Origin of the sequence: Adhaeribacter radiodurans, assembly GCF_014075995.1 — a bacterium.
Classification (GTDB): Bacteria; Bacteroidota; Bacteroidia; order Cytophagales; family Hymenobacteraceae; genus Adhaeribacter; species Adhaeribacter radiodurans.
The window spans coordinates 32,940-54,431 of sequence record NZ_CP055153.1 but is presented as its reverse complement, the minus strand read 5'-3'; the positions used below and the strand labels follow the sequence as shown (position 1 = coordinate 54,431).

Below are 21,492 nucleotides of genomic sequence, written 5' to 3'. Positions count from 1 at the left end.
TCAGAAAGTCTGTTTTACACCCTACCAAAGCAGTATTTAGCCAATACATTTACTAAATAAGTTTTCCGCCATTGCTTTTACTGCTATGAAAAAATCTGCTATCTGCTTACTTTTTGCTGCCTTTAGTTTTACCGCTTGCCAAAATAAAATACTCCCTAAGGAAACACTTAAACAAAACGCTAAAACCATGACAAACGCCGATTTTACCACCACCCTAGTAGTTAACCAAACTCCCGAAGAAGTATTCCAGGCCATTACCAATGTGCGCGGCTGGTGGTCCGAAGAAGTGGTGGGTAATACCGCCGAGTTAAACGGGGAGTTTACCTATCATTACAAAGACGTGCACGTTGCCAGATTTAGATTAGTGGAAGTGGTGCCAAACAAGAAAATGGTATGGCTGGTGCTGCGTAATTATTTTAATTTTACCCAAGACCAAGCCGAATGGAAGAACACTAAGGTTATTTTTGAGATCTCGGAAAAAGACGATAAAACGCAAGTTTATTTTACCCACCAGGGCCTAGTGCCTCAACAGGAATGCTATAAAATTTGCCACGATGCCTGGACTAATTACATCCAGAATAGTTTACGAAGCTTGATTACTATCGGCCAAGGCCAACCCAATGCGAAAGAAGGCGGATTTAATCAGGAACTCTTAGAAAAACACCTTGCTAGCCAAAACTAAACTTTAAAAATGGAAGATTATAAAATAACCTTACTGGTAGATGCTCCGGCAGCGGAAGTTTTTAAAAGCATAAACAACGTAACTGCCTGGTGGACCGAAAACCTGGCCGGTAATTCCCAAAATCTGCACGATGAATTTACCGTACGCTTTGGAGACGTGCATTACTCGAAACAAAAGTTAATCGACGTTATTCCGGATAAAAAAGTAGTATGGCGGATTACCGACAGTAATCTTAATTTTATTCAGGATAAGCAGGAATGGACCAACACAAAGATTATTTTTGAAATTATTCCGCAGTATAACCAAACGCAGATTAGTTTTACTCATGTAGGTTTAGTGCCCGAAGTAGAATGTTTTAATGCTTGTTCCAACGCCTGGAACGGCTACATCCGGGGCAGTTTATTTAACTTAATTACTACCAGTAAAGGCCAACCCGATAGAAAAGTAAATCAAATGCCAATTACAAGTGCAACCGCTTAGTCCGGCATAAGCAATTTTCACCCGCCCCAGAAAAAATAGTTATCTGAGCTAGTTAGAGCCTATTGGGTTGGCCGGTATTTGCTAAAATAAATAAGTATTGAGTTATAATGAGCGGCAACTACTAATGGGTTAAAAACTTAATACAAGACCGAACAACAAGTGCCGATATACATATAAATACCTGCTGACTCTAATTTAACAGATACTTATAATCAATAAGTTACTGATTGTTTCGTGCCTTTTATTAAGCTTGCAAAATTCGGGTAGGGGCTACGCCAAACATTTTTTTGAAAGCAAACGAAAAATGCGACAAATCTTCAAGGCCCAGATCGAGGTAAACTTCGGAAGGAGCTTTACCTTTTTCCTTGATTAAGTAATGCGCTTCCTGCAAACGGCGTTGCTGCAACCAGCGGCTCGGCGATAGGTGAAATATCTTCTCAAAATCGCGTTTAAAAGTAGCCAGGCTGCGACCGGTTAAATAAGCAAAACGCTTGAGCTCTACGTTAAAATGATAGTTTTGCAGTATAAAAGCTTCCAGATCAATTTTGCCCGGCTCCGAAAAATCAAATAAAACTTGGTGCAGTTGCGGGTTGGCTTTAAGTAAAATCAGGATAGCTTCCCGTTGTTTCAGTTGTAGCAAGTTTTAAGAGATTTATTTAAATAGGTCGGGGTTGTCTTTGGGGGCTTTTCAAGTCTCTAGTTATTGGTGCTAACTTGTTTGAACCAGCTAAGTTTGCCTCGTGGCCAGCGGGCCTCGTTTGGCTCACCCCTCCGCCTACGGCACCTCCCTCTTGAAAAAAGAGGAGGATTCCGGTTTAGCGAACCTTGGCTCGCTGCACTGCGCTAGGCTACTGCGCAACACCGGAACGCTAAAAGCCCCTCCATAGCTAAACTGATGTCAGTATTCTTTTTTATAATTAAGTAGCAAAGCTGGCTTGAGCGTCTACGCTCGTAGCTAAACATCTGGGAGGCCTCTGGCCGGGCAAACGGATTAGCTTTTACTAAAAGAAACTAAATTATCCATTGGCCAGAAGCCGGACAATATTCCTTACGAGCGAGAGCGCTCGCGATAAAATAGAAGACTCGGAGGAAATTGGGTAGGATTTACCTGCGGAGCAAGTTCTACTACCGGTGAAAGCCCTGAATGAGTTAGTGGTCTCACTTTAAATAACAGGGCTTATATGCTTAAAAATGGCGATAATGTCTTCTTCGCCTAAAGCAGATTCGGCTTGCTGAAAGGTAGCTTGCACTACTTCGGCCAGAGGGGTGTGAGAGCCTTCTTGTTTGGCTAGTCGCAAGTCTTTGGCAATGTGTTTTAAGGCAAAGGCCGGCTGAAAATTATTCGCCAGAATGGCTTCTCCTTTCAATTTAGTAAAAATATTTCCTAAGGCGCTGTTGCCAATAAGGGTTAATAAATTCTGCGGTTGAATACCGCGTTGTTGCGCAAAAATAATGGCCTCGGCCAGGCCTTGGGCGTAAAATCCGAGTAAAGTGTTAATGGCTAATTTGGCAGTATTACCCGCCCCGGTATCCCCCACTCGCAGGGTTAACTTGCCGAGTTTTTCTAGGATGGGTTTAACCTGGTTAAAAATAGCTTCCTCGCCGCCCACCATAATTACTAATTGCCCTTCTTCCGCTTGCTTCACGCTGCCCGAAACAGGTGCATCGAGGTAATAGTTTTGCTGTTCCTGGCACAAGTTGGCCATTTCTTTACTAACGCCCGGCGAAACGGTGCTCATGTTGATGATGATTTTTCCGGTAGCCTGGGCGCTAAGCAAACCTTGTTCGCCGGTGAAAATGTCGCGGGTAGCCTGGTCGTCGGATATCATCAGGAAAATGACTTCAGCTTGCTGCAGGAGTTGCGCCTGCGATTCGGCCGTATTGGCACCTATAGATTGCAATGCTGCTTCTTTTTCTTTGCTGCGGTTGTAAACTGTTACTGAATAACCGGCATTTAGTAAATTTTTCGCCATCGGAATTCCCATTTTTCCCAGGCCAATCCAACCAATATTTTTCAAGTTCATTTTTAGATTTTTAAAATAAGATAATGCTTGCGCGCTGCTTTTTAACCGCCAAAACGTTTACTAGCCGCGAGGAAGCGTTACAGGTGTCATTCGTAATTAGGACCGGGAGAGTTGTGGCGAGAGAAGAATAAATAAAAATATAAATAACTTTCCGGCGCGAGCGTACTCGCTTGTAAGGAATATTGTCTAGCTTCTGGCTAATGAATAATTTAGTTTCCCTTAGTAAAAGCTAATCCGTTTGCCCGGCCAGAGGTCTCCCGAATAGTAGACACGAGCGTGGACGCTCGCGCCAGTTTTACTAATTACGCGCGCCAAGTTTAGCATCGACTTAATCGAGAACTGAAAGCAATTTTTCTAATCGAACCAGGCAGTTAATAATTTAAAGTTCAGGAAGATTTCTATTTAAAGCAGTACCCGACTTTGGTTAGCTGGATTTGCACTTTGGATTTCGGATAAATGATGAAAGATAACCTTTCCTTTTAAGCGGGCAATATTTACTAAAACATCGGCTCCGGCAGAAGCTCCACCTAAACGTAGAACAGCGTTGCAATGATCGATTAACTGCACTGCAATGGAATGAAAAAGTGCATAAAATCAGGTATGGCCTACTTCTCTGGAATCAGCCGCTTTTAAAATGGGCAAAGCTACCCACTCGCTCAGGATAGGTAAATGTCCCATTTGGTACAACTGCAGCGCCGCATCCAACAGGATGGTGCCATTATCCTGATTTAAAAGAGAATGGTGGCTCGGGCCGCTACGATACGGTCCGGCCACCAGAATTAAAAAGGATTGATCGGAAAGCATGTTTAAATGGAAGGATATTTTGAAACAACCAAAATTCAGGCTAAAAACAAGTTAATTGCCTGCCTACTTATTTCGTACCAACCGTACGGGTAAGTGCTGCAGAAAATACCCGATGGGGAAGGTAGTAAAACCTGCGTACGTATCACTGGGCATCTGAATAATCTGGAAAGCTATCGGATTTTCATTGGCATCGGTTTCGGCGGTCCATAAGTAACAGTTCGTACCTTCCCCGTAAGGGCTGGCGTTCTCAATTTTATAGTTAGCTGGGATGGCGTTAAACCCGGATTTGTTGTTAGCGTACCCATCTTGCTTTAACCAGCCCTTAACTGCTATTAATTGACCTAATTTCTTTTTAGAAGCCAAATCTTCGCCGTCCGTAGAGCCCCAATCGTTTAGTTCTAAACCTTGCGATTTTAGTAATTTAATGTAATCCTGCTTGGTCGGAATGCGCCATCCTTCGGGCACAGTAACATTTTTTAAATCCATAAAGCGGTAGAAAGTACCGTACTGAGGTTTTTCCGAATCGTTCATGCCGCCGGTACCGGCATAATTTACCGACATCCATTCCTGGTTACCGATGGTGACAGTAGGATAGTATTTGTTGTCGATCTTAACGAACGTGCCCGAAGCAGGCGGGGCCGAATACAGATCATCGGGGTTAGTGGTTCCTCCACTGGGGTTGTTGTTATCTACTTTAATGTAGCGTACCGAGTACTGGTTGGCGCCATCAGTTCTTTTGGCGGTTAAGTAATTGGTGGAGGATGAATAGCTCGTGGCTTCCGGGTTGAGCAATACGCTAAAGTACGTAGGCCAGTCTTTCAGCACCATTTCTGTTTCTTTGTAACCGGTGAACTTATTACTGAAATACCGCACTTTGCCCGATTGCACGTGAAAGGTTAAGGAAATTGGATTGGTTTTGTATTCCAGGGTACCCACGCGTTTAAATAAGTATTGCTTCACCTCATCGCCCATATTAAAAATTTCGGAAGTGTATTCAATGGCGTTCTTACCATCTTTGGTGAATACCATGGTGCGAAACTCGCGGAAACCTTGTTCGCCCTGAAAAGTGCCTTGCTCCCAGTTAACCGTTAATGAATTAGCATTATGATCGGCGTACCAGCTGCCTACCAGTTCGTCCGGAATAGAAGTAAAAGGCGTTTGAATTACTTCGCCAGGAGTGTCGGGATTATTGGGATCAGGTTCAGGGGCGGTTTCATCCGGCTCGCAACTTCCCAAAGTAAATGCTACAAGTCCACTAAGGAGCAACGTAGAAAGTAAATTTTTTAAATTTTTCATTTTTAAGTTAAGACAAAATTTATCGGTTGATTTTAGATTGTATTTTAATTCAAGTAATAGCCTTATTGCCAGAGCAAAGGTGAGGCAAGCGGCCGGCATTAATCTTGGTAAAAGCCAAGATTTACTCTTAGTAATTTTAAAAGATAATTCAGATTAAGTGTGGGTTCAGGGAAATAGACCCGGGTTTAATAGCGGACGTATTGTTGTTGTAACCCTAGATGAAGTAGCTTTTACTTTGGGCTACGAACACGGGCATCATTTTTCGGTGGCGTTTAAAAAGTATTTCGGGGTTAGTCCTTCGCAGCACCTCCGCCGGAAGTTTTAGTAAATATTTTTAAATTAAATTCAGAAATACCGCTACTACGTACCAGAAGCCTGTTCATCACCGAGTACGGGTTAAAGGAAGCTAAACCTGGTACGGGCTAATTTCTCGACGCCGCTATCTTAAGATATTCTTGCTGCTTGCATTTTAAACTTTATCCATTCGGATACTATTTAATTTCTACTAAATGAAGTGCCGCTACTTTTTTACAAAGGCAAATAAAACAGGTTCTTGCTAAATTAAAATTCACCGACTAAAACCGGCGCTTACCTAAATTTCGCCTGGAAGCAAGAGCCGGGTAGTAAACTTTGAGCGAAGGCCTACGTTTAAGATTTGAATTCTATAAACATTCTGAGAGAGTTTTTACAGCTACTAAGATTTTGGCTGTAGCCTCGTTTTAAGTGTATAATCGTATTTTAAATAATTAGAACTATGAGAAGACTACCCGTCTATTTATTATTAGACACTTCCGGCTCTATGACCGGCGAGCCCATAGAAGCGGTAAAAAATGGTGTACAGGTAATGATTAGCTCTTTACGCCAAAATCCGCAAGCTATTGAAACGGCTTATATCAGCATTATTACCTTCGACAGTGAAGCTAAACAAATAGTACCCCTCACGGATTTAGCTTCTTTTCAAATGGTAGATATCAAGGCTACAGGCACCACTAGTCTGGGCGAAGCTTTAAAGTTAGTTTCTACTTGCATCGACAATGAAGTTACTAAAACTACTGCCGAACAAAAAGGCGATTGGAAACCGCTGGTATTTATTATGACGGATGGAATTCCGACGGACGATTGGCAAAGTGGCTTAGTTGAATTTAAGCAACGCAAAACGGCTTACACCGTGGCTTGCGCCGCAGGCAGCGCGGCCGACTCTAACTTGTTAAAGCAAATAACTGAAAACGTAGTAAGCCTCGATACTGCCGATAGTCAAAGTATTGCCAAGTTCTTTACTTGGGTAAGTGCTTCTATTGGTGTTACCTCTACCAAAGTAGAAGATGCCGGCAAAGAAGTTACCGCTTTGGGTGAGTTACCACCGCCTCCTTCCGAGTTAAATATTGTAACGTAGGGCTTTGCCAAATTAGAAATTATGAATTAGAAATTAGAAATAAGGAAGTAGGCTAAAAAGGATTTCCGGCTAATTAGATGCTAATTATATTTTTGGAAATTAAATTGGGGAAGCACTGGTTGAATATTAAAAATACGGCTTAGTACCCTGTGAACTAAATAACTTAAGGAAAGAGCCATTAGCGAAAAGCTCCCTTTAGAGGGGGTAAGGGGAGAAAAATACCTCTGCCTTATCTATAACGCTATTTTTAAGATTTGAACTTACTTTTTTCCAGAATACGTAGATGCAGGTTGAAATAAAATAAATGAGCCGGAATGAGTAATGTAAAACAAGTGGTGACTCAGCTTTTTAAATGCAACCAAATTACCATACCGGAAAACCGACAGTCATTGTTCGAGGAATTTCTGCAGGATGAGCAGAACCTAACTATTATTAATACTCTAATTCAAAATCAAAACGAGCTTATGGCTAAGTGGAAACTGCAGGACAGAATAGCGGAAATCATGCAACAGCCCATCCGCCTTGCCAATGCTACAGTGGGCAAACCATATCAGGCCGAGTTTGATTTAGATAAGTTTAACTGGCCGGATATTATTGCTTTTGAGTGGGATGGACTGGAACGAGTGGGCTTAACCTACGACGATACAACCAAACAAATTAGCGGGGTACCCACCCAAAGCGGTGATATAAAACTGCTTTTTAAATTTAAAGTGGCAGACCAACCAGAAGAGGATGCTTTTAACCATAAACCAGTAACGCTTATTATTAACCCCGACCCGAAAAGTTTGTGGAAGAATCTGGAAAGCGATACAAACGACCCGCATTGGAAAGACGACAACCTCACTATGTTTGCCCCACTTGGGGATAGACATATATTGGTTTCGTCGAAGCGAGGCCGTTCTCACGCGAATATGGGCTCGTTCCGGGAAGATGATTTTGCTTTTCAGGATTTAGCAAATGGTTGGAGTTTAGTAGTAGTGGCCGATGGGGCGGGCAGTGCCAAACTTTCCCGGAAAGGCTCTTCTATGGCCTGCCAGGGTATCGTAAATTATTTTCAGGAACAAGCTTCGGTGGAAAGTTTAGCTGAATTTGATGACTTGTTGCAGCAACACATTCAAAACACCAGCGACGATACGCAGAAGAAGTTAAACCGGTTTGTGTACAATAATCTAGGAAAAGCGGCCTTTCAAGTGCATAAACAACTGGAAACGTTTGCAGCGCAGGAAAGCCTGACTTTAAAGGATTTAAGCAGCACCTTAATTTTTACTTTATTCAAAAAATACGAAGTTGGTTACGCTTTGCTATCGTTTGGCGTTGGGGATTGCCCGATTGCCGTGTTGAATAAAGACATCTCGGAAGTAAACTTAATGAACTGGCTGGATGTAGGCGAATTTGGTGGTGGCACCCGGTTTATCACCATGCCGGAAATTTTTCAAAGCGAGAAATTTGCCACCCGGTTTGGCTTTAAACTACTCGCTGATTTTTCGTATTTGATTATGATGTCGGATGGCATTTACGACCCCAAGTTTGTGGTGGAAGCCAACTTACCCAACATTCAAAAATGGCAGGAATTCCTGGCTGATTTGAATGGCCAAAACGAAGAAGGAATAGCAGTTGAACTGAGCCCTGATAACAAAGAAATAGAAGAACAGCTTTCGCGCTGGATGGATTTCTGGAGTCCCGGCAACCACGACGACCGTACTTTAGCTATTGTTTTTTGAGCTATTTGTTAAACAGAAATGAGGAATAATCTTAATAACGCGCAAGTTATTTACGCGAGAAGTAAAGCAGGGTAGCCAATATCGCGAGCGTCCTCGCTCGTGATGAATTTAGGTAGCCGTCACGCCTACGCTGGCCAGAGGCCAGCCAATGGGAACCACGAGCAAAGACGCTTGCGGTAGAAGAAAACAGGATTTACTAGTAGTGTACCTCCAAAGGACAGAATATATTAAAACCAATAACTTAAGTACCTAAACCTAATTACTTATTACTCTAAAATAATTAACAAGTGCAAAGTATTATAGGCACCTTTTCTAATAATCCCGGACCTGGAACGAATGTAAAATCGGCGCCATCGTTGATTCATGCCGGTAAAACGTACGAGTACGTGGATAATGGCGAGCCCATGCGGGGCGGCATGAAAGATGTTTATTTTGGACCAGATAAATCGTACGTGGTAGCTTTTTACCGCGACAAGCAGGATTATAACTCACGCGAACGCTTAAAGAAACTGGTTACCCAATACTACGATAGTTTTTTTAACCGTGAAGGGGGCGATTATTACAAAGAACTGTACTGTTGGCCCACCGATATGGTAGAGGTAGATGGGAAAGTTGGATTGGTTGTACCGGCCTATAACAAAAACTTCTTTTTTAAAAAAGGCTATGCGACCAGCGAAGGCATAAAAGGAAAAGAAAAACAAGGTTTGTGGTTTGCTTCGGCCAAATTTCGAAACAAGCAATTTGCTCTGCGCCTCGATGAAAGCGAACTGGGCAATTGGTTAAGCTATTTCCAGATTGGCGTAAGAATCGCCCGGGGTGTTAAACGCATGCACGCGGCGGGTTTGGCCCACTCTGATCTTTCGTATAAAAACGTGCTCATCGATCCGGTAAGTAAATCGGCTACGATTATTGATATTGATGGACTGGTAGTGCCGGGCTTGTATCCGCCAGATGTAATTGGTACCGCCGATTTTATTGCGCCAGAAGTATTGGCCACTAAACACCTGAATTTAAGAGACCCGAACCGCAAACATGCCAATCGCACCACCGATTTGCACGCTTTAGCGGTAATGATTTACATGTATTTATTATACCGGCACCCATTAAAAGGAGGCAAAATCAATTCCCTGGATACCGAAGAGGACGATTTACTTTCGATGGGCGAAAAAGCTTTATTTATTGAGCATCCAACGGATACTTCTAACCGGCCGAAATTGGATCAGGTATCTAAATGGGCCTTGCCCTGGGCAGATGTAACTAAATTGCCTTACACGCTTACCGGCCCGTATTTAAAAACCTTGTTCGATCAGGCATTCGTAACCGGTTTGCATAATCCTAATCTCCGGCCCAATGCCGACACCTGGGAACAGGCTTTGCTCAAAACCACCGATTTAATGCAGCCTTGCAGCAATGCGCACTGCAACCAGAAATGGTTTGTTTTTGATAATAGCGCTTCGCCCAAATGTCCGTTTTGCGGTACACCGGTGAAAGGAACCGTACCCGTACTGGATTTATATTTTGAGTTTAAACCAACCGTCTGGAAGCCCGAAAATCACCGGTTAATGGTGTATCACAATCAATATCTGTTTCAATGGCACGTAAACCGGAATGTAGTACGGAACGAAAAACTGACGGCGGAGCAAAAAATTCCGGTGGGCTATTTTACTTTTTTTCAAAATAAATGGGTGTTCGTGAATCAGAAACTAACCTCCCTTAAAGATTTAACCGAAGACAAAGAAATTCCCGTTAATACCATGGTAGATATTACCGATGGCAAAAAATTATTATTATCTAAAGAAGAAGGTGGCCGGGTAGTGGTAATAACTATAGCTAATAAATAAAACTATTGGCAAGTTGCCCAAATGAGAAATATAAGTTCGCAAAGAATTGCTAAAATTTACTAAGTGATAAAAACTTACAACAAATTTTTTCCATGTCCTTGCGGAAGAGATTATTTAGCTACGTAGCCCAAAAAACTTTCTTCGGAAAAACAGATGCTTTTTTACTAAAACAGAACAAATAACTAAAAATAGAAAGTATAAAATGAGACTGAAACCAGCCGGAATTATTGTAATCCTCCTGATAATGGGAGCGCTTGGCTATTTTGCCATTAGTCCGCGTTTATCGGAGATAAAAAAAGAAAATTCCACTCAAATTTCTACTACTCCACCTGCCACAGATGCTTCGGCGGATAACGGCAATTTAACGCCTTCGGCAACTTCTAATACCTCCGAAACTAATACAACAGCAAATAAAACCGAAACGCGGGAATTTAATTATACTCCCGAAAAACCCGAAAATGGCACTTTACGGGGCGTAGTAGAAGTGGGTGCTACCGGTTTTAATTCTTTCGTAATAAACATGGATAACCAGAAACGCTGGGAAATTGTATCGAAAGATTTTGGTCAGTCGCTTACCTACGAAGGCCTGGCAACTACCGAGGATATTCGGGCAGGATTAAAAAAATATTTGTCTAGTATGTTTGATAAAGGCGTGTCCAAAAACAATATGCACTTTGTTATTTCTTCCGGAGCTCAGAAAGAACCCATAACTACTATTATCAGCAACGAATTAAAAAAAGTAGGCTACGTAGTAAATAACGTTACCGCTGACCAAGAAGGTAAATTTGGCTTTAGGGCCACCGTGCCCCCCTCCTTTGCCGATAATTCTTTTTTAGTGGATATTGGCTCGGGCAACACTAAAATATCCTGGGAAGAAAATGGCACATTACAATCGCTGGAGCTGCCGGGAGCCAAGTATTACGAGAAAAATGTTCCGGATAACCAGGTATACAACGAAGTAAAATCGAAAGTAAGTCAGATTCCCGAAAACAAACGCAACGTAGGTTTTATCCTGGGGGGCGTGCCTTTTACCTTAGCCAATCAGCACCGCAACGGCGAAGAACGTTACACCGTTTTAAAAAACCCGAACGATTACAAAGCTGCCGATAAAAAAATGGCAGCGGGCTTAAATATTTACAAAGGCATTGCCGATGCGACCAACACCGACACTTTCGTTTTTGACTGGGATGCCAACTTTACCATTGGCTTCTTACTGAGCCTGAATAAATAATAATTCTGCTATGAGTTTTCTAAAACAGCTATTAACGCCTTTCGTGGAGTTTGAGGACGATAAGAATAAGGCCCAGGAAAATAAACCGGCTGTTGCCTCCCCTACTCCGGCTCCATCGGTTCCTGCATCTGCAGCGCCGGTGGTAACGCCCACGCCTACACCCAACGAAAATGCGCAACATCCTTTAATTACGGGCAGCAGTACGCCCGTACCCACCATTAATCAAACCCCCACTTATTCGCCGGGAGGTACTTTGGTGGGTTCTTTACCGGAACATGAACAATACTTTGAACGCTTAATCGACGAAGCTAACGCCAAAAACCCGCTCTTCCAGGGAACCGATTTTAAAGAATTTGTAGATAGCAAAGTAGATATCGACGATATTCAGGACGAAGCGCTAAAGTACAAAATGGCGTTTAACGTGTTAAAAAGTACCGGCCTCACCAAAGAAAAACTTTTATCTACGGGTCAGGAATATTTAAATATTATTGGCCGCGATTTAAACACTTTTCAAAGCGCTCATGCCCAGCAGTACCTGAAAGAAGTACGCCAAAAAGAACAAGTAATCCAGAAGAAGGCCGAAGAATTACAAGCCTTAACCCAAAAGATGAATGCCTTAAAAGCCGAAATTAACCAGCTAACCCAGGAAATTGATTTAACCAAAGACCAACTGAATACCACCAAGAACTCTTTCCTGCTGGCCGGAGAAAAAAAGCAAAAAGAAATTGAAACCGAATTGCAGAAAATTGCCCAGTATTTTTAAAGTGAGTATAATTAATACTGCTTAGGAAAGAAAAGCTCCTACTCGTAACTCCTTATACTATCTTACTATTATTTAGTAAGGGCAAGATAATGGCTACAATTGTTACTGGGCTAATGCAGTAAATTTTATAACCGGCAGCCTAAAAATCAATTCACCTTAATGGCAGGTTGTTTTTGTGCTATAGACCTTATCCCCGATTTTCGGTAAGGCTTGGTGGGTAGCGTGAGTAGCGGCAACTTTGTTTGCTGAACCAGTTGCTTGCTAATGCTGCTATGAAACAGATCTTCTACGACTCCCTGTTGCTGAATAGCAACAGCTAGTACCTCTACCGGATTCTCTTGAATAAATTCGTACAGCCCGGCTACTACCTTACTCTTCTGAACCTGGGCAAATCTAAAGTTCTTATCCGGAAAGTTCTTTTTAATATCCTGTATAATTTCCTTATCCGGTACAATATCTAACTGGTAATTTGTTTGAACGTTTACGATAGCAACTTGCGCTTGAAACGGTTCGGCAATACCAAATAGCTGTTGCAACACTATTTTTTCCTCACTTTCGAAATCAGAAGCGTAGGCAATATTTTTAATCCCAGTATAGGTAGCCCCGGACGGAATAACCAAAACCGGGCAGGTAGCCATTTTTATGTATTCGGAGGTATTGGTGCCAACCAGTTTGTCCAGCAAATTAGTAGCGCCTTTTGTTCCCATAACTACTAAATCTACCGCTTCCGCTTTTACTATCTCGTTCAAATCTGCCAGAAGAAAACCGTATTGACATATGGTTTCTACCTCAAACTGATGATTACACTTCTCGCGCAAGTTTTCTGCTAAACGACTTAATTCTTTATTGTAATCCTCTTCCAATGAAACAAGACTTGGGTTAATTACTTCACTTAGTACCGGGGCAACGGGTAAGTTAATAATGGTTGCTATTATCAGTTTGCCCTTCACCTGGCTAGCTATAGCGGCGGCGTACTGCAGAGCATTAGTGGCAGTCTCAGAAAAATCGGTGGGTACTAGAATCGTTTTCATAAGATTTGGCTTTAAATAGTATTACTTTTTCCGGGCACTAAAATAACCAGGAGTAAAAGCTTGTTATTGACTTTCGCTAAAACCAAATCTACTAATTAAACGGGTGCTTTTTTATGACGTTTATTCTGTTCCATCATGATAAAGATCATCATGGAACAGAATAAACATTCTGATTGCCCAATCTAGAAATTACAACTTTGTGAAATGCTCTTAATAGAATTAGACCTAAACCCCTAAATAGCTTTACTAAAAATGGGTGAGGCACTGGGTTGTTGGTCCTGAAGCTTACGGTCGAAAACCATAGCAATGTTGCGGATAAATGCCTTGCCTAAAGCGGTAATTTGCAGGGTTTGTGCTGTATTTATAATTAAACCTTCAGCCTCCATTTCGGCTAATTGGTTAAAATCATTTTCCTCCAATAAACTAGTTACTTCATTGGTCCAGGTTAACTTGCCGTGGCAGGTTATAGCCAAAATGGCTTCTTTTATTATTAAATCCTCAGCAGATAATAAATGTCCTTTTGTAATAGAGAGCGTTCCGGCGGCTATGGTAGCTTTATAATCTTCTACCTTTTTCTGGTTTTGCAGGTAACCGTATTTGGCATCGCTGATAGAGGAAACTCCTAAGCCAATTAACAGGTCGGTGTGGCAAGTAGTATAGCCCATAAAATTACGGTGTAAGGTCTGGGTTTGCATGGCTTGGTACAAAGAATCGTGCGGCAGGGCAAAATGATCCATGCCGATATCCGTATAACCTAAGGCATTCAGTTTTTGCAGCCCCAATTCGTACAAGGCTCTTTTCTCGCTATTATCGGGTAAATTTTTCTCGGTGTAACTGCGTTGGCCGGGTTTTACCCAAGGCACGTGGGCATACGAGTAAAAAGCAATCCGGTCGGGTTTTAAGATTGCTACCTGGTCGATAGTAGCGGCTATGCTTTTTTGCGTTTGGTAAGGCAAACCGTAAATCAGGTCGAAGTTTACGGAATCGTACCCAATACGGCGGGCGGCTTCTGTTACAAATTTTACGTTTTCGTAAGGCTGAATGCGGTTTATGGTTAACTGCACCAAAGGATCAAAATCCTGGATACCAAAGCTTACCCGCCGGAAACCTAAATCATAAAGTTCCTGCAAATGTTCGGCGGTGGTGTTATTAGGGTGGCCTTCAAAACTAAATTCCCGCTCCGGGTGAATACTAGCATTCTTGAAAATTCCTTCCAATAACAACCGAAGGTTCTGGGCGCTGAAAAAAGTAGGGGTACCTCCGCCTAAATGCAATTCCCGGATAACCGGCTTTTCCGGAAATTGATTTACGTACATTTCCCACTCTTGCAGCAAAGATTGGATATATCCCTGCTCTACCCCGTGATTTTTGGTGATGCGGGTATTACAACCGCAATACGTACATAAAACCTCGCAAAAAGGAAGGTGAATATACATACTTATTCCCTTCGAGGCATTTGATTCCGCGAACGTCCGGTTCACTACTTCCATCCATTGGCTGGCAGAAGGTGCCTCCTTATTCCAGTAAGGTACCGTGGGATAGCTGGTATAGCGGGGAGCCGGCACGTTGTATTTCTCAATCAAAGAAGCCATTACTATTTCCATCTCTTCTTGCTGCTTTACTAATTTCTTAACTATGTAATTTTAGAATTGATTTTACAATTCGAGTGCACTTATAGCGGCGGTAGATTTACTTTCTTGGCATAATCGGCAATTGCCGGCGCAAGCCTTTTTCAGTTCCTGGTATAAGTTCAGGAGCGGAACCGTAGCATTTGGGCTTAGATTTTTCTGGTTGAAGGAGCTGAAATATTTATGAGCAAGGTGCGTATCGCGAGTAGCAAATAAAATTATATCTACCGGGTTTTCGGTGGTAAACGCATATACACCTTTTACTGTATCTTCTTCCTCGCGCAAATAATACCGGAGCCCAGTAGAAGCTAGTAACCGGTGCAAAACTTCCCCTTCTTTTTTAATCTGGGCCAATCGTACACGGTCTGTTGCACTATAAAAGTGAATCAAAGTAACTTCTGCCTGAAAAAGATGCGCAAAAGCTTTTACCTGTTCCACAATAGCCGGATCCTGGTCGGTGTAATCGGTAACAAATAACAGGTGCTTAGGTGCCTGGAAATGAGCCTGATCGGGCACCCACAAAATAGGATACTGCTCTAAAGCCTGCAAGGGCATGGGGCCTTGCTCCTGGTGAATTTGTTCCAGAATATCAGAGCCGGCAATTATTAAATCGGGTTGATGTACTCCTACTAAAAGCGGTAGTGCCTCCAGCCATTTATCACTGCAAAGTAAACATTCGGTTCTATTTCCATCATTTTTTTGCAGCGACGCACAGGCATAACGCTTGGCAAAGCTTTGCAACTTCTGCGAATGGAGAGAATGACTGTTGAGCGTCATGGCGGCCCCGTTAAAGGAAAAGACCAGTTGAATACTGGCTTGTAGTTGGCAGGCTAGCTGAGCGGCGTACCGGTAAGCATTGGCGCTGTTATCCGTTAAATCAGTCAGAACTAACATCTTTTTCATAATTATATTAGAAGAATTATACCTAGTAAGTAGAGGGGTATACTTTAATGCCTTATTCAGCATTGGCTATTTTAGGGTGGCCACAAGCGTGTATTTGCGTTCCGCCGGTTTTAGACTGAGCCATAACCGGGCTTACATATGGAATGCCCAGGTTTAAACCGCGCAGGATAAAAAGCAGCGCCAGAACACCCGCTACGTACGGAACCGAACGATTAAAGAAATGGCGAATCCGGGGTTGAATTAATTTTCCGGATAAAGAAAGAATAAACATTAAGGGGAAAGTGCCCAATCCGAATAAAAACATGTAGAGCATCGCGGCAGGGATAGAAGACATGCTCATAGCACCCGCCAGGGCAAAATACACGAATCCGCAAGGGAGCAAACCATTTAGTAATCCTACCACGCCTAAGGCCCAGGTAGAATTTTTCCCAAAATACCGCGCAATAGTTTTCTTTAATAAAGTCAACAACTTACCGAAACCGGTAAAGCTCCGGAATTTACCGATCAAAGCTACCGGAATAACCAGCACCAATAAGATCAGCACCCCCGAAACAATAGATAAGGTTTGCTGAAAAAGGGCAATTTGTAAACTTTTGCCCACTGCCCCCGCTAAAGCACCTAAAGCAGTATAGGTTACAATACGACCTAGATTGTACAGGAGCCGGCCTGTCACAAACGACAAACCAGCACCCCGTCCAACCGGCAACGCCAGAGCAATTGGGCCGCACATCCCAACGCAATGGAAACTGCCTAATATCCCGAAAAGAAATCCTGCCCAAATCATGTTATTCTATGGTTATTTCTTTTTGTATGTAATAATTTTTATTTGCTGCCTGCCAGTTAATCTGCACCCGCCACAAACCTTTGGTTAACCGTTCGGTAGAAATATGCTGCTGGCGGTCGTTGTTTAATTGCACCGGCACTTCAAAGTCGAGTTTAGCATCTGAGGGGCGAAAAAAATGGATGCTTCCGGTAATTTTCTGAGGAGTAAATACTTCCGGGAAAACCAAGCTTAGTTGCTCCGCTGCCGCAGCTTGTACAATGGTAACTTCGCCAGATAAATTATTGGTTTCTTTCACCTGGTTCAGGTGCTGCTGGTAAGCAATTTCTTTTTTGTAGTAATCTTTGCTGACCAGGTCTACATCGGTTTGCATAGCCAGACGTACCATATAGCCAATGAAAAATGCAAATAGGATAAATGCCGCGATGATGAATTTAGGCCACCAGCTGGTATTGGTTTTATTTATTATTGCTGCGTTCATTTTTAATTTCTTAAAGTAGTTTTATTTCTATGAAAGCTTTTCCTAACTGGAGCTTGCAAGACCCTATGAACCTTTCTGGTCTCCCCGGCCGACGGGCGCGTTTGGGCTGTTCGGACGGGCGAAGGAATCTTTCCTCGCTCCGCTGCGGAATGCTGCTTCGCAGCACCAAATCCTTAGCAGGTCCTCTCAACCCAAACTGGAAAAGTTTTACTAATATTTTTAAATTTTAAAATTTCAGGGTTCCTTTACCCTAGCGCGAGCGTCTTCGCTCGGGTCTGAATATTGTCCGGCCTCTGGCCGCTAATCGTTTTAAATTTTTCTATTTCCCAAACTCCCCGTCTTGGCTAAGGAAGGATTGGGGTGGTTGTTCTTTTATAGCTGACTTATTGCCCTGGCCCCAGGAACTTGGTTTTTTCGGTGGTGATTAGTTTATCGCCGCTGTACACGCCTATCTTAATTTCGGTGCTGGTACCCTGTAAAGCGCTTTGTGGAATTTCCGCGAAAAACACCCCTTCAGCCAAACCTTGCTCTGGTAAAACCAGGTTATCTCGTACTAACTTAATTGTACCTTGGGGTTCCAGTAACCGAAGCGTAATAGGTAGAGAAGTGGTAGTTTTGTTGATAATGGAAATATTATACAGGTTGCTGATGCGGTGTTGCGCTGTTTTCTGATACAACATGCCCGGCGTACGCAAAATGGTGGCATCTACGTTGCTGCGGGTTGCCAGTAGGGTTACAAAACCCGCCAGTAACAACACCAGCACAGCACTAATACTTTTCATGCGGCCCGTAATCCGGAAAGGTTTATTTTCCGCAATGTTTTCTTCGGAAGCGTATTTAATCAAATCCTTCGGCTTGCCGATCATTTCCATGATGTTGTTGCAGGCATCGATACAGGCGGTGCAGTTAATGCATTCCATTTGCTGGGCTCCATTCCGGATATCAATACCGGTGGGGCAAACCTGCACACATTGATGGCAATCAATACAATCGCCAGCGGTACGTTCCTGATTTTTGCGCAGCTTTTCGCGAGGTTCGCCGCGCACGTAATCGTAGGCAATTACGGTAGTTTTCTTATCCATCATCACACCTTGCAACCGGCCGTAAGGGCACACAATGGTACATACCTGCTCCCGGAAACGCGCAAATACCCAATAAAAAATTCCGGTAAAAATTAGCAGAGAACTTAAGCCACCAATATGATTGCTCGGCGAATCGGTTACTATAGCTTTTAAAGCTTCTACGCCAATAATATACGCCAGAAAAGTGTTGGCTATTACAAAGGAAATAAGTAGAAAGATACTGTGCTTAGCGCCTTTTTTCAGAATTTTTTCACTGTTCCAATCAGCTTTGTCCAAGGCTTTTTGTTTCGTGTGGTCGCCTTCAATCCAGTATTCTATCCGGCGAAAAACCATTTCAAGAAAAATAGTTTGCGGACAAACCCAACCGCAGAATAAACGGCCGTACACAATGGTGAACAAGATAATAAAGACCACAAACGCCAGAAAGCCCAGCAACAGAATAAAGAAATCCTGGGGCCAGAAAATCATCCCAAAAATGATAAACTTACGTTCCGGGAAATTCAATAGTAATACCGGCAGCCCATTTATTTTTAGAAAAGGCCCGCTGAATAATAACGCCAGAAACCCATAGCTTACTAATTTGCGGTACTCGTATAATTTCCCTACGGGCTTTTTCGGGTAAACCCAAATTCTTTTTCCTTCTTTATCTACGGTGGCAATCGAATCCCGGAAGGCATCTTTATCCACTACTGTCTGACTCATTTTAGTAAATTTTAAATGTGCGGTTTAAAATTTTTCAGCCATTTTTATCACTTGGCTTCTCTACAAAATTCTGGTTTTTGCTTCCGGATAAAGATGACGGCGGTCATGTTGTTTAGTGATTGTTCTCAGAGTAGAGCAGATAGTTGCCCGCTCTACAGAAGTGCTTTTGTAAGTAGTTTTGATGGTGGAAGTCAAGCTTTAAAAGTTCTCCTATCCCTGGTGCAAGTTTTTAAACTTGTATCTACCTATGAGGTAAAGTCTGTGACTTTACTCCGGCCAAAAGCCGGAACCCGCATCTGCTTTCGCCAGTTGCTAAAAGCCTAATCTTATGGTCTCATCCATTAAAAAGATCTAAGAATAAGAGTTTTCTACTGCTTGCTTTTAGAAATATTTCATCTTTCCATGCAAAGGTGCTATCTAACTTGGGAGCTTCAAGTTTTGCCTCGTGGCCGGCGAGCCTCGTTTGGCTCTCTCGGGCAGTTTAGCGAACCTTGGCTCGTTGCACTGCGCCATGCCTCCTGCGTCGGCACCGGAACGCTAAAAGGCCCTCCATAACTAAACTGGTATCAGTTGCCAGTAGTTACCTGACTCCTCTAGGTAGTAGGGATAAAGGATTTAGTAAATACGCCTCCTCGCGCAAGTATTAAGCGAAGCGTCACTTGGGCGTAAGAACAAGAGTCAGTCTCTCGACTGACGTGTATTAAGGTATTCGCCAGTCGGGAGACTGACATTTGTCGGTAAGTCGCAAGTCTCGCTCTGATAAGACTTACACCAGAAAAATGTACTAGAAAAGGATACCAGAAAGTAGCTAGCAGGAGAAAGTCACGGAAGTAAATCCGCGCCATAATGAGCCATAATGAGTGCTAATAAATTGAAAGTAAAGGAAGTGGCAATGTATGCCAAAAAGAACAGCAGTAGCTAAGAGCAACTAACACCAGTTTAGCTAGTGAGGGCCTTCTAAGGTTCTGGTTCTGCGCAGCAGAATTCCGACGTAAGGAGGAAAGGAAGCTTAGACAAGCCCGAAAGAGGCAAACGAGGCCCGCCGGCCATGAGGCAAACTTAGGCCGTTGAACCGCATCAGCACCACCACTTGGAGACTTGAAAAGTCTTCAAAGACAAACCGCTATTTTAGTAATTCTCCCATCCAAGTAGCACCTGTAAAATTTTTAAATACAAAAAGGTGAGAGAAACCCTCACCTCTTTCCATTATGAAATAATTAAACTACTTTTTTTCTCCTTGCGGCGCTTTGGCGTTAGGCGGGTTCGTACCCTGTATGCTCAGGATATAACTTGAAACCTCCAGAATTTGGTCGTCAGAGAGTTTTCCTTGCCATGCCACCATGCCTTTGCTGGTTACCCCGAACTTAATGGTTTTAAACACCTCATTTACTTCACCACCGTGCAACCAGTACTCGTCTGTCAGGTTGGGGCCAACCACACCTTCACCTTTTTGCCCGTGACAAGCGGCGCAGTTCTGGGTAAAAGCGGCGTGACCGGCGTCTATTCTGGCAGCATCGGTTAACACCTTATAATCGGTTTTTTCGTTCGCATTGCCTGCTCCGCCGGAGGGATGAAACAAAGCGGCTTGCTGCATTTCGGTTTCATACTCCTGGGTTTGTAAGGCACCGTTGTGAAACACGTGAAAATTGAGCAGATAGACTACGGCAAATACGGCGGTAGCATAGAACATAAATTTCCACCAAGGCGGCAGGTCATTATCAAATTCATGAATACCATCGTAGGAATGGTCTTCCATAAGAATATCATTGGCTTTGCCGGTAAAGGTAGTCGTGTCGCCCCGGAAAAGGTTAATAAACCGGGCCATCGCTGAATGTTGCCGCACCGGGTTATCGTAAAAATGAAACAGAAGCGGCAGCGCTTGAATAAACACTGCTACCAAAAAACCTGCTACTATTAAAAACAGAAACCCAGCGAGGATAAGGGGCAGTACTACACTGGCCGTTAAAGGAGCTTCTTTTGCTGCTGCTTTAGTGGCCTCTTGTGCCCAGGCGGGAGTTGTTAGAAAAACAAAACCACCTAAAGCCAGTATTGCCGATCTACGGTTAAGGGAGAATAAAAATCTTTTCATGACAGTAATTGTCCTATTTTGTTCTGCGGTTGGTTTTCGGTTTGTAAAGGCATTTCGCTCATGGCGGCCACGTGTTTTTTATCCACGAAGATGACGTAAAGCGTTAAGCCAAGAAAGAAGGCAAAGAAAATAAGGAAGGAAATGATGGGATAAATTTCGATGCCGGCAATGGATTGTAATACGTTTTTATACATGACTTTTTAGGTTGCAGGTTATATGTTGTAAGTTTTTTTATGTCCCCCTTTGGAGGGGATTAGGGGGAGGATTTTGGCAGTTACTTTCTACTAAAGTTTGTTCCTGACTTGAAAATTCTCCCCCTTTAATTACTTTCCGGTCTTCCCGGCCAACGGGCCGCGTTTGGACTGTTCGGACGGGCTAAGGAATCTTTCCTCGCTCCGCTGCGGAATGCCTCGTGCCTCGGCACCGAAACCTTAGCAATTCCTCACAGCCCAAACTGGAATAGCTGTTCTTTAATATTACTTAGGTATTTGTTTTTTAATCTACAATGGCGCGAGCGTCCTCGCTCGTGTCTAACAATCGTCCAGCCTCAGGTCGCTTGA

Annotated in this window: 23 protein-coding genes; 9 read left to right on the top strand and 14 right to left on the bottom strand. The window is 43.0% G+C overall.

Annotated elements, in window-relative coordinates; genetic code table 11:
• Nucleotides 1-36: 36 nt before the first annotated feature.
• Complete coding sequence (locus HUW48_RS00910) at nucleotides 37-189, bottom strand: hypothetical protein (protein WP_182413880.1); 153 nt, start codon at nucleotides 187-189, stop codon at nucleotides 37-39.
• On the opposite strand from HUW48_RS00910, the gene HUW48_RS00905 reads away from it, so the two are divergent.
• Both HUW48_RS00905 and HUW48_RS00900 read left to right on the top strand, forming a co-directional pair.
• A complete protein-coding gene (locus HUW48_RS00905) occupies nucleotides 188-682 on the top strand; it encodes an SRPBCC family protein (RefSeq protein WP_182413879.1) in 495 nt (164 codons plus the stop codon). The two genes, HUW48_RS00910 and HUW48_RS00905, sit on opposite strands and share 2 nt — an antisense overlap.
• Nucleotides 683-691: 9 nt before the next feature.
• Entirely contained in the window at nucleotides 692-1,162 is a 471-nt protein-coding gene (locus HUW48_RS00900) for an SRPBCC family protein (protein WP_182413878.1), read from the top strand.
• A 244-nt stretch (nucleotides 1,163-1,406) separates the two neighbouring features.
• Here HUW48_RS00900 and HUW48_RS00895 read toward each other — a convergent pair whose 3' ends face one another.
• From HUW48_RS00895 to HUW48_RS00875, 5 genes are all read right to left on the bottom strand, one after another.
• On the bottom strand, nucleotides 1,407-1,802 hold the full coding sequence (locus tag HUW48_RS00895; protein ID WP_182413877.1) for a helix-turn-helix domain-containing protein: 396 nt from the start codon (nucleotides 1,800-1,802) through the stop codon (nucleotides 1,407-1,409).
• A 523-nt stretch (nucleotides 1,803-2,325) separates the two neighbouring features.
• Nucleotides 2,326-3,186, bottom strand: a complete 861-nt coding sequence (locus tag HUW48_RS00890) for an NAD(P)-dependent oxidoreductase (protein ID WP_182413876.1) — start codon at nucleotides 3,184-3,186, stop codon at nucleotides 2,326-2,328.
• 402 nt (nucleotides 3,187-3,588) lie between these two features.
• Nucleotides 3,589-3,753: a hypothetical protein gene (locus tag HUW48_RS00885; protein ID WP_182413875.1), complete on the bottom strand. Its 165-nt coding sequence runs from the start codon at nucleotides 3,751-3,753 to the stop codon at nucleotides 3,589-3,591.
• 27 nt (nucleotides 3,754-3,780) lie between these two features.
• Nucleotides 3,781-3,990, bottom strand: a complete 210-nt coding sequence (locus HUW48_RS00880) for a hypothetical protein (RefSeq protein WP_182413874.1) — start codon at nucleotides 3,988-3,990, stop codon at nucleotides 3,781-3,783.
• A 63-nt stretch (nucleotides 3,991-4,053) separates the two neighbouring features.
• Nucleotides 4,054-5,286 carry an FISUMP domain-containing protein gene (locus HUW48_RS00875; protein ID WP_182413873.1) on the bottom strand — a complete coding sequence of 411 codons (1,233 nt, stop codon included), beginning with the start codon at nucleotides 5,284-5,286 and terminating at the stop codon, nucleotides 4,054-4,056.
• Nucleotides 5,287-5,443: 157 nt separating this feature from the next.
• On the opposite strand from HUW48_RS00875, the gene HUW48_RS00870 reads away from it, so the two are divergent.
• The 6 genes from HUW48_RS00870 (at nucleotide 5,444) to HUW48_RS00845 (ending at nucleotide 12,235) form a co-directional block, all read left to right on the top strand.
• Nucleotides 5,444-5,611 carry a helix-turn-helix domain-containing protein gene (locus tag HUW48_RS00870; protein WP_182413872.1) on the top strand — a complete coding sequence of 56 codons (168 nt, stop codon included), beginning with the start codon at nucleotides 5,444-5,446 and terminating at the stop codon, nucleotides 5,609-5,611.
• 429 nt (nucleotides 5,612-6,040) lie between these two features.
• Nucleotides 6,041-6,679: a vWA domain-containing protein gene (locus HUW48_RS00865; RefSeq protein ID WP_182413871.1), complete on the top strand. Its 639-nt coding sequence runs from the start codon at nucleotides 6,041-6,043 to the stop codon at nucleotides 6,677-6,679.
• 314 nt (nucleotides 6,680-6,993) lie between these two features.
• A complete protein-coding gene (locus HUW48_RS00860; protein ID WP_182413870.1) occupies nucleotides 6,994-8,400 on the top strand; it encodes a PP2C family serine/threonine-protein phosphatase in 1,407 nt (468 codons plus the stop codon).
• A 287-nt stretch (nucleotides 8,401-8,687) separates the two neighbouring features.
• Entirely contained in the window at nucleotides 8,688-10,241 is a 1,554-nt protein-coding gene (locus HUW48_RS00855; RefSeq protein WP_220463979.1) for a helix-hairpin-helix domain-containing protein, read from the top strand.
• Between the two features lie 202 nt (nucleotides 10,242-10,443).
• On the top strand, nucleotides 10,444-11,472 hold the full coding sequence (locus HUW48_RS00850) for a hypothetical protein (protein WP_182413869.1): 1,029 nt from the start codon (nucleotides 10,444-10,446) through the stop codon (nucleotides 11,470-11,472).
• 10 nt (nucleotides 11,473-11,482) lie between these two features.
• Nucleotides 11,483-12,235 carry a hypothetical protein gene (locus tag HUW48_RS00845; protein ID WP_182413868.1) on the top strand — a complete coding sequence of 251 codons (753 nt, stop codon included), beginning with the start codon at nucleotides 11,483-11,485 and terminating at the stop codon, nucleotides 12,233-12,235.
• A gap of 146 nt (nucleotides 12,236-12,381) precedes the next feature.
• Here HUW48_RS00845 and HUW48_RS00840 read toward each other — a convergent pair whose 3' ends face one another.
• From HUW48_RS00840 to HUW48_RS00820, 5 genes are all read right to left on the bottom strand, one after another.
• Nucleotides 12,382-13,266: a universal stress protein gene (locus HUW48_RS00840; RefSeq protein WP_182413867.1), complete on the bottom strand. Its 885-nt coding sequence runs from the start codon at nucleotides 13,264-13,266 to the stop codon at nucleotides 12,382-12,384.
• 233 nt (nucleotides 13,267-13,499) lie between these two features.
• On the bottom strand, nucleotides 13,500-14,870 hold the full coding sequence (gene hemN / locus HUW48_RS00835; protein ID WP_220463978.1) for an oxygen-independent coproporphyrinogen III oxidase: 1,371 nt from the start codon (nucleotides 14,868-14,870) through the stop codon (nucleotides 13,500-13,502).
• Nucleotides 14,871-14,921: 51 nt separating this feature from the next.
• Nucleotides 14,922-15,797 (bottom strand): universal stress protein, encoded by an 876-nt coding sequence (locus HUW48_RS00830; protein WP_182413866.1) that lies wholly within the window; start codon nucleotides 15,795-15,797, stop codon nucleotides 14,922-14,924.
• Nucleotides 15,798-15,849: 52 nt separating this feature from the next.
• Complete coding sequence (locus HUW48_RS00825) at nucleotides 15,850-16,581, bottom strand: sulfite exporter TauE/SafE family protein (protein ID WP_182413865.1); 732 nt, start codon at nucleotides 16,579-16,581, stop codon at nucleotides 15,850-15,852.
• A 1-nt stretch (nucleotide 16,582) separates the two neighbouring features.
• Nucleotides 16,583-17,059: a FixH family protein gene (locus HUW48_RS00820; protein ID WP_182413864.1), complete on the bottom strand. Its 477-nt coding sequence runs from the start codon at nucleotides 17,057-17,059 to the stop codon at nucleotides 16,583-16,585.
• A gap of 29 nt (nucleotides 17,060-17,088) precedes the next feature.
• Between HUW48_RS00820 and HUW48_RS00815 the strand changes: the two genes are divergently transcribed.
• Nucleotides 17,089-17,289 carry a hypothetical protein gene (locus tag HUW48_RS00815; protein WP_182413863.1) on the top strand — a complete coding sequence of 67 codons (201 nt, stop codon included), beginning with the start codon at nucleotides 17,089-17,091 and terminating at the stop codon, nucleotides 17,287-17,289.
• A gap of 153 nt (nucleotides 17,290-17,442) precedes the next feature.
• On the opposite strand, the gene ccoG is transcribed toward HUW48_RS00815, so the two are convergent.
• The 3 genes from ccoG to HUW48_RS00800 all read right to left on the bottom strand — a co-directional run bounded on the left by ccoG (nucleotide 17,443) and on the right by HUW48_RS00800 (nucleotide 21,126).
• Nucleotides 17,443-18,843, bottom strand: a complete 1,401-nt coding sequence (ccoG, locus tag HUW48_RS00810) for a cytochrome c oxidase accessory protein CcoG (RefSeq protein WP_182413862.1) — start codon at nucleotides 18,841-18,843, stop codon at nucleotides 17,443-17,445.
• Nucleotides 18,844-20,065: 1,222 nt separating this feature from the next.
• On the bottom strand, nucleotides 20,066-20,932 hold the full coding sequence (locus tag HUW48_RS00805; protein ID WP_182413861.1) for a cbb3-type cytochrome c oxidase N-terminal domain-containing protein: 867 nt from the start codon (nucleotides 20,930-20,932) through the stop codon (nucleotides 20,066-20,068).
• Nucleotides 20,929-21,126: a hypothetical protein gene (locus HUW48_RS00800; protein ID WP_182413860.1), complete on the bottom strand. Its 198-nt coding sequence runs from the start codon at nucleotides 21,124-21,126 to the stop codon at nucleotides 20,929-20,931. Before HUW48_RS00800 ends, HUW48_RS00805 begins: the two co-directional genes overlap by 4 nt.
• Nucleotides 21,127-21,492: the final 366 nt, after the last annotated feature.

Excerpts from the sequence above, each read along its gene's own strand:
- HUW48_RS00905 (WP_182413879.1), top strand. The coding sequence starts at position 188 with ATGACAAACGCCGATTTTACCACCACCCTAGTAGTTAACCAAACTCCC.
- HUW48_RS00910 (WP_182413880.1), bottom strand. The coding sequence starts at position 189 with ATGGTTTTAGCGTTTTGTTTAAGTGTTTCCTTAGGGAGTATTTTATTT.
- HUW48_RS00900 (WP_182413878.1), top strand. The coding sequence starts at position 692 with ATGGAAGATTATAAAATAACCTTACTGGTAGATGCTCCGGCAGCGGAA.
- HUW48_RS00890 (WP_182413876.1), bottom strand. The coding sequence starts at position 3,186 with ATGAACTTGAAAAATATTGGTTGGATTGGCCTGGGAAAAATGGGAATT.
- HUW48_RS00880 (WP_182413874.1), bottom strand. The coding sequence starts at position 3,990 with ATGCTTTCCGATCAATCCTTTTTAATTCTGGTGGCCGGACCGTATCGT.
- HUW48_RS00875 (WP_182413873.1), bottom strand. The coding sequence starts at position 5,286 with ATGAAAAATTTAAAAAATTTACTTTCTACGTTGCTCCTTAGTGGACTT.
- HUW48_RS00865 (WP_182413871.1), top strand. The coding sequence starts at position 6,041 with ATGAGAAGACTACCCGTCTATTTATTATTAGACACTTCCGGCTCTATG.
- HUW48_RS00860 (WP_182413870.1), top strand. The coding sequence starts at position 6,994 with ATGAGTAATGTAAAACAAGTGGTGACTCAGCTTTTTAAATGCAACCAA.
- HUW48_RS00850 (WP_182413869.1), top strand. The coding sequence starts at position 10,444 with ATGAGACTGAAACCAGCCGGAATTATTGTAATCCTCCTGATAATGGGA.
- HUW48_RS00845 (WP_182413868.1), top strand. The coding sequence starts at position 11,483 with ATGAGTTTTCTAAAACAGCTATTAACGCCTTTCGTGGAGTTTGAGGAC.
- HUW48_RS00840 (WP_182413867.1), bottom strand. The coding sequence starts at position 13,266 with ATGAAAACGATTCTAGTACCCACCGATTTTTCTGAGACTGCCACTAAT.
- hemN (WP_220463978.1), bottom strand. The coding sequence starts at position 14,870 with ATGGAAATAGTAATGGCTTCTTTGATTGAGAAATACAACGTGCCGGCT.
- HUW48_RS00830 (WP_182413866.1), bottom strand. The coding sequence starts at position 15,797 with ATGAAAAAGATGTTAGTTCTGACTGATTTAACGGATAACAGCGCCAAT.
- HUW48_RS00825 (WP_182413865.1), bottom strand. The coding sequence starts at position 16,581 with ATGATTTGGGCAGGATTTCTTTTCGGGATATTAGGCAGTTTCCATTGC.
- HUW48_RS00820 (WP_182413864.1), bottom strand. The coding sequence starts at position 17,059 with ATGAACGCAGCAATAATAAATAAAACCAATACCAGCTGGTGGCCTAAA.
- HUW48_RS00815 (WP_182413863.1), top strand. The coding sequence starts at position 17,089 with ATGAAAGCTTTTCCTAACTGGAGCTTGCAAGACCCTATGAACCTTTCT.
- ccoG (WP_182413862.1), bottom strand. The coding sequence starts at position 18,843 with ATGAGTCAGACAGTAGTGGATAAAGATGCCTTCCGGGATTCGATTGCC.
- HUW48_RS00805 (WP_182413861.1), bottom strand. The coding sequence starts at position 20,932 with ATGAAAAGATTTTTATTCTCCCTTAACCGTAGATCGGCAATACTGGCT.
- HUW48_RS00800 (WP_182413860.1), bottom strand. The coding sequence starts at position 21,126 with ATGTATAAAAACGTATTACAATCCATTGCCGGCATCGAAATTTATCCC.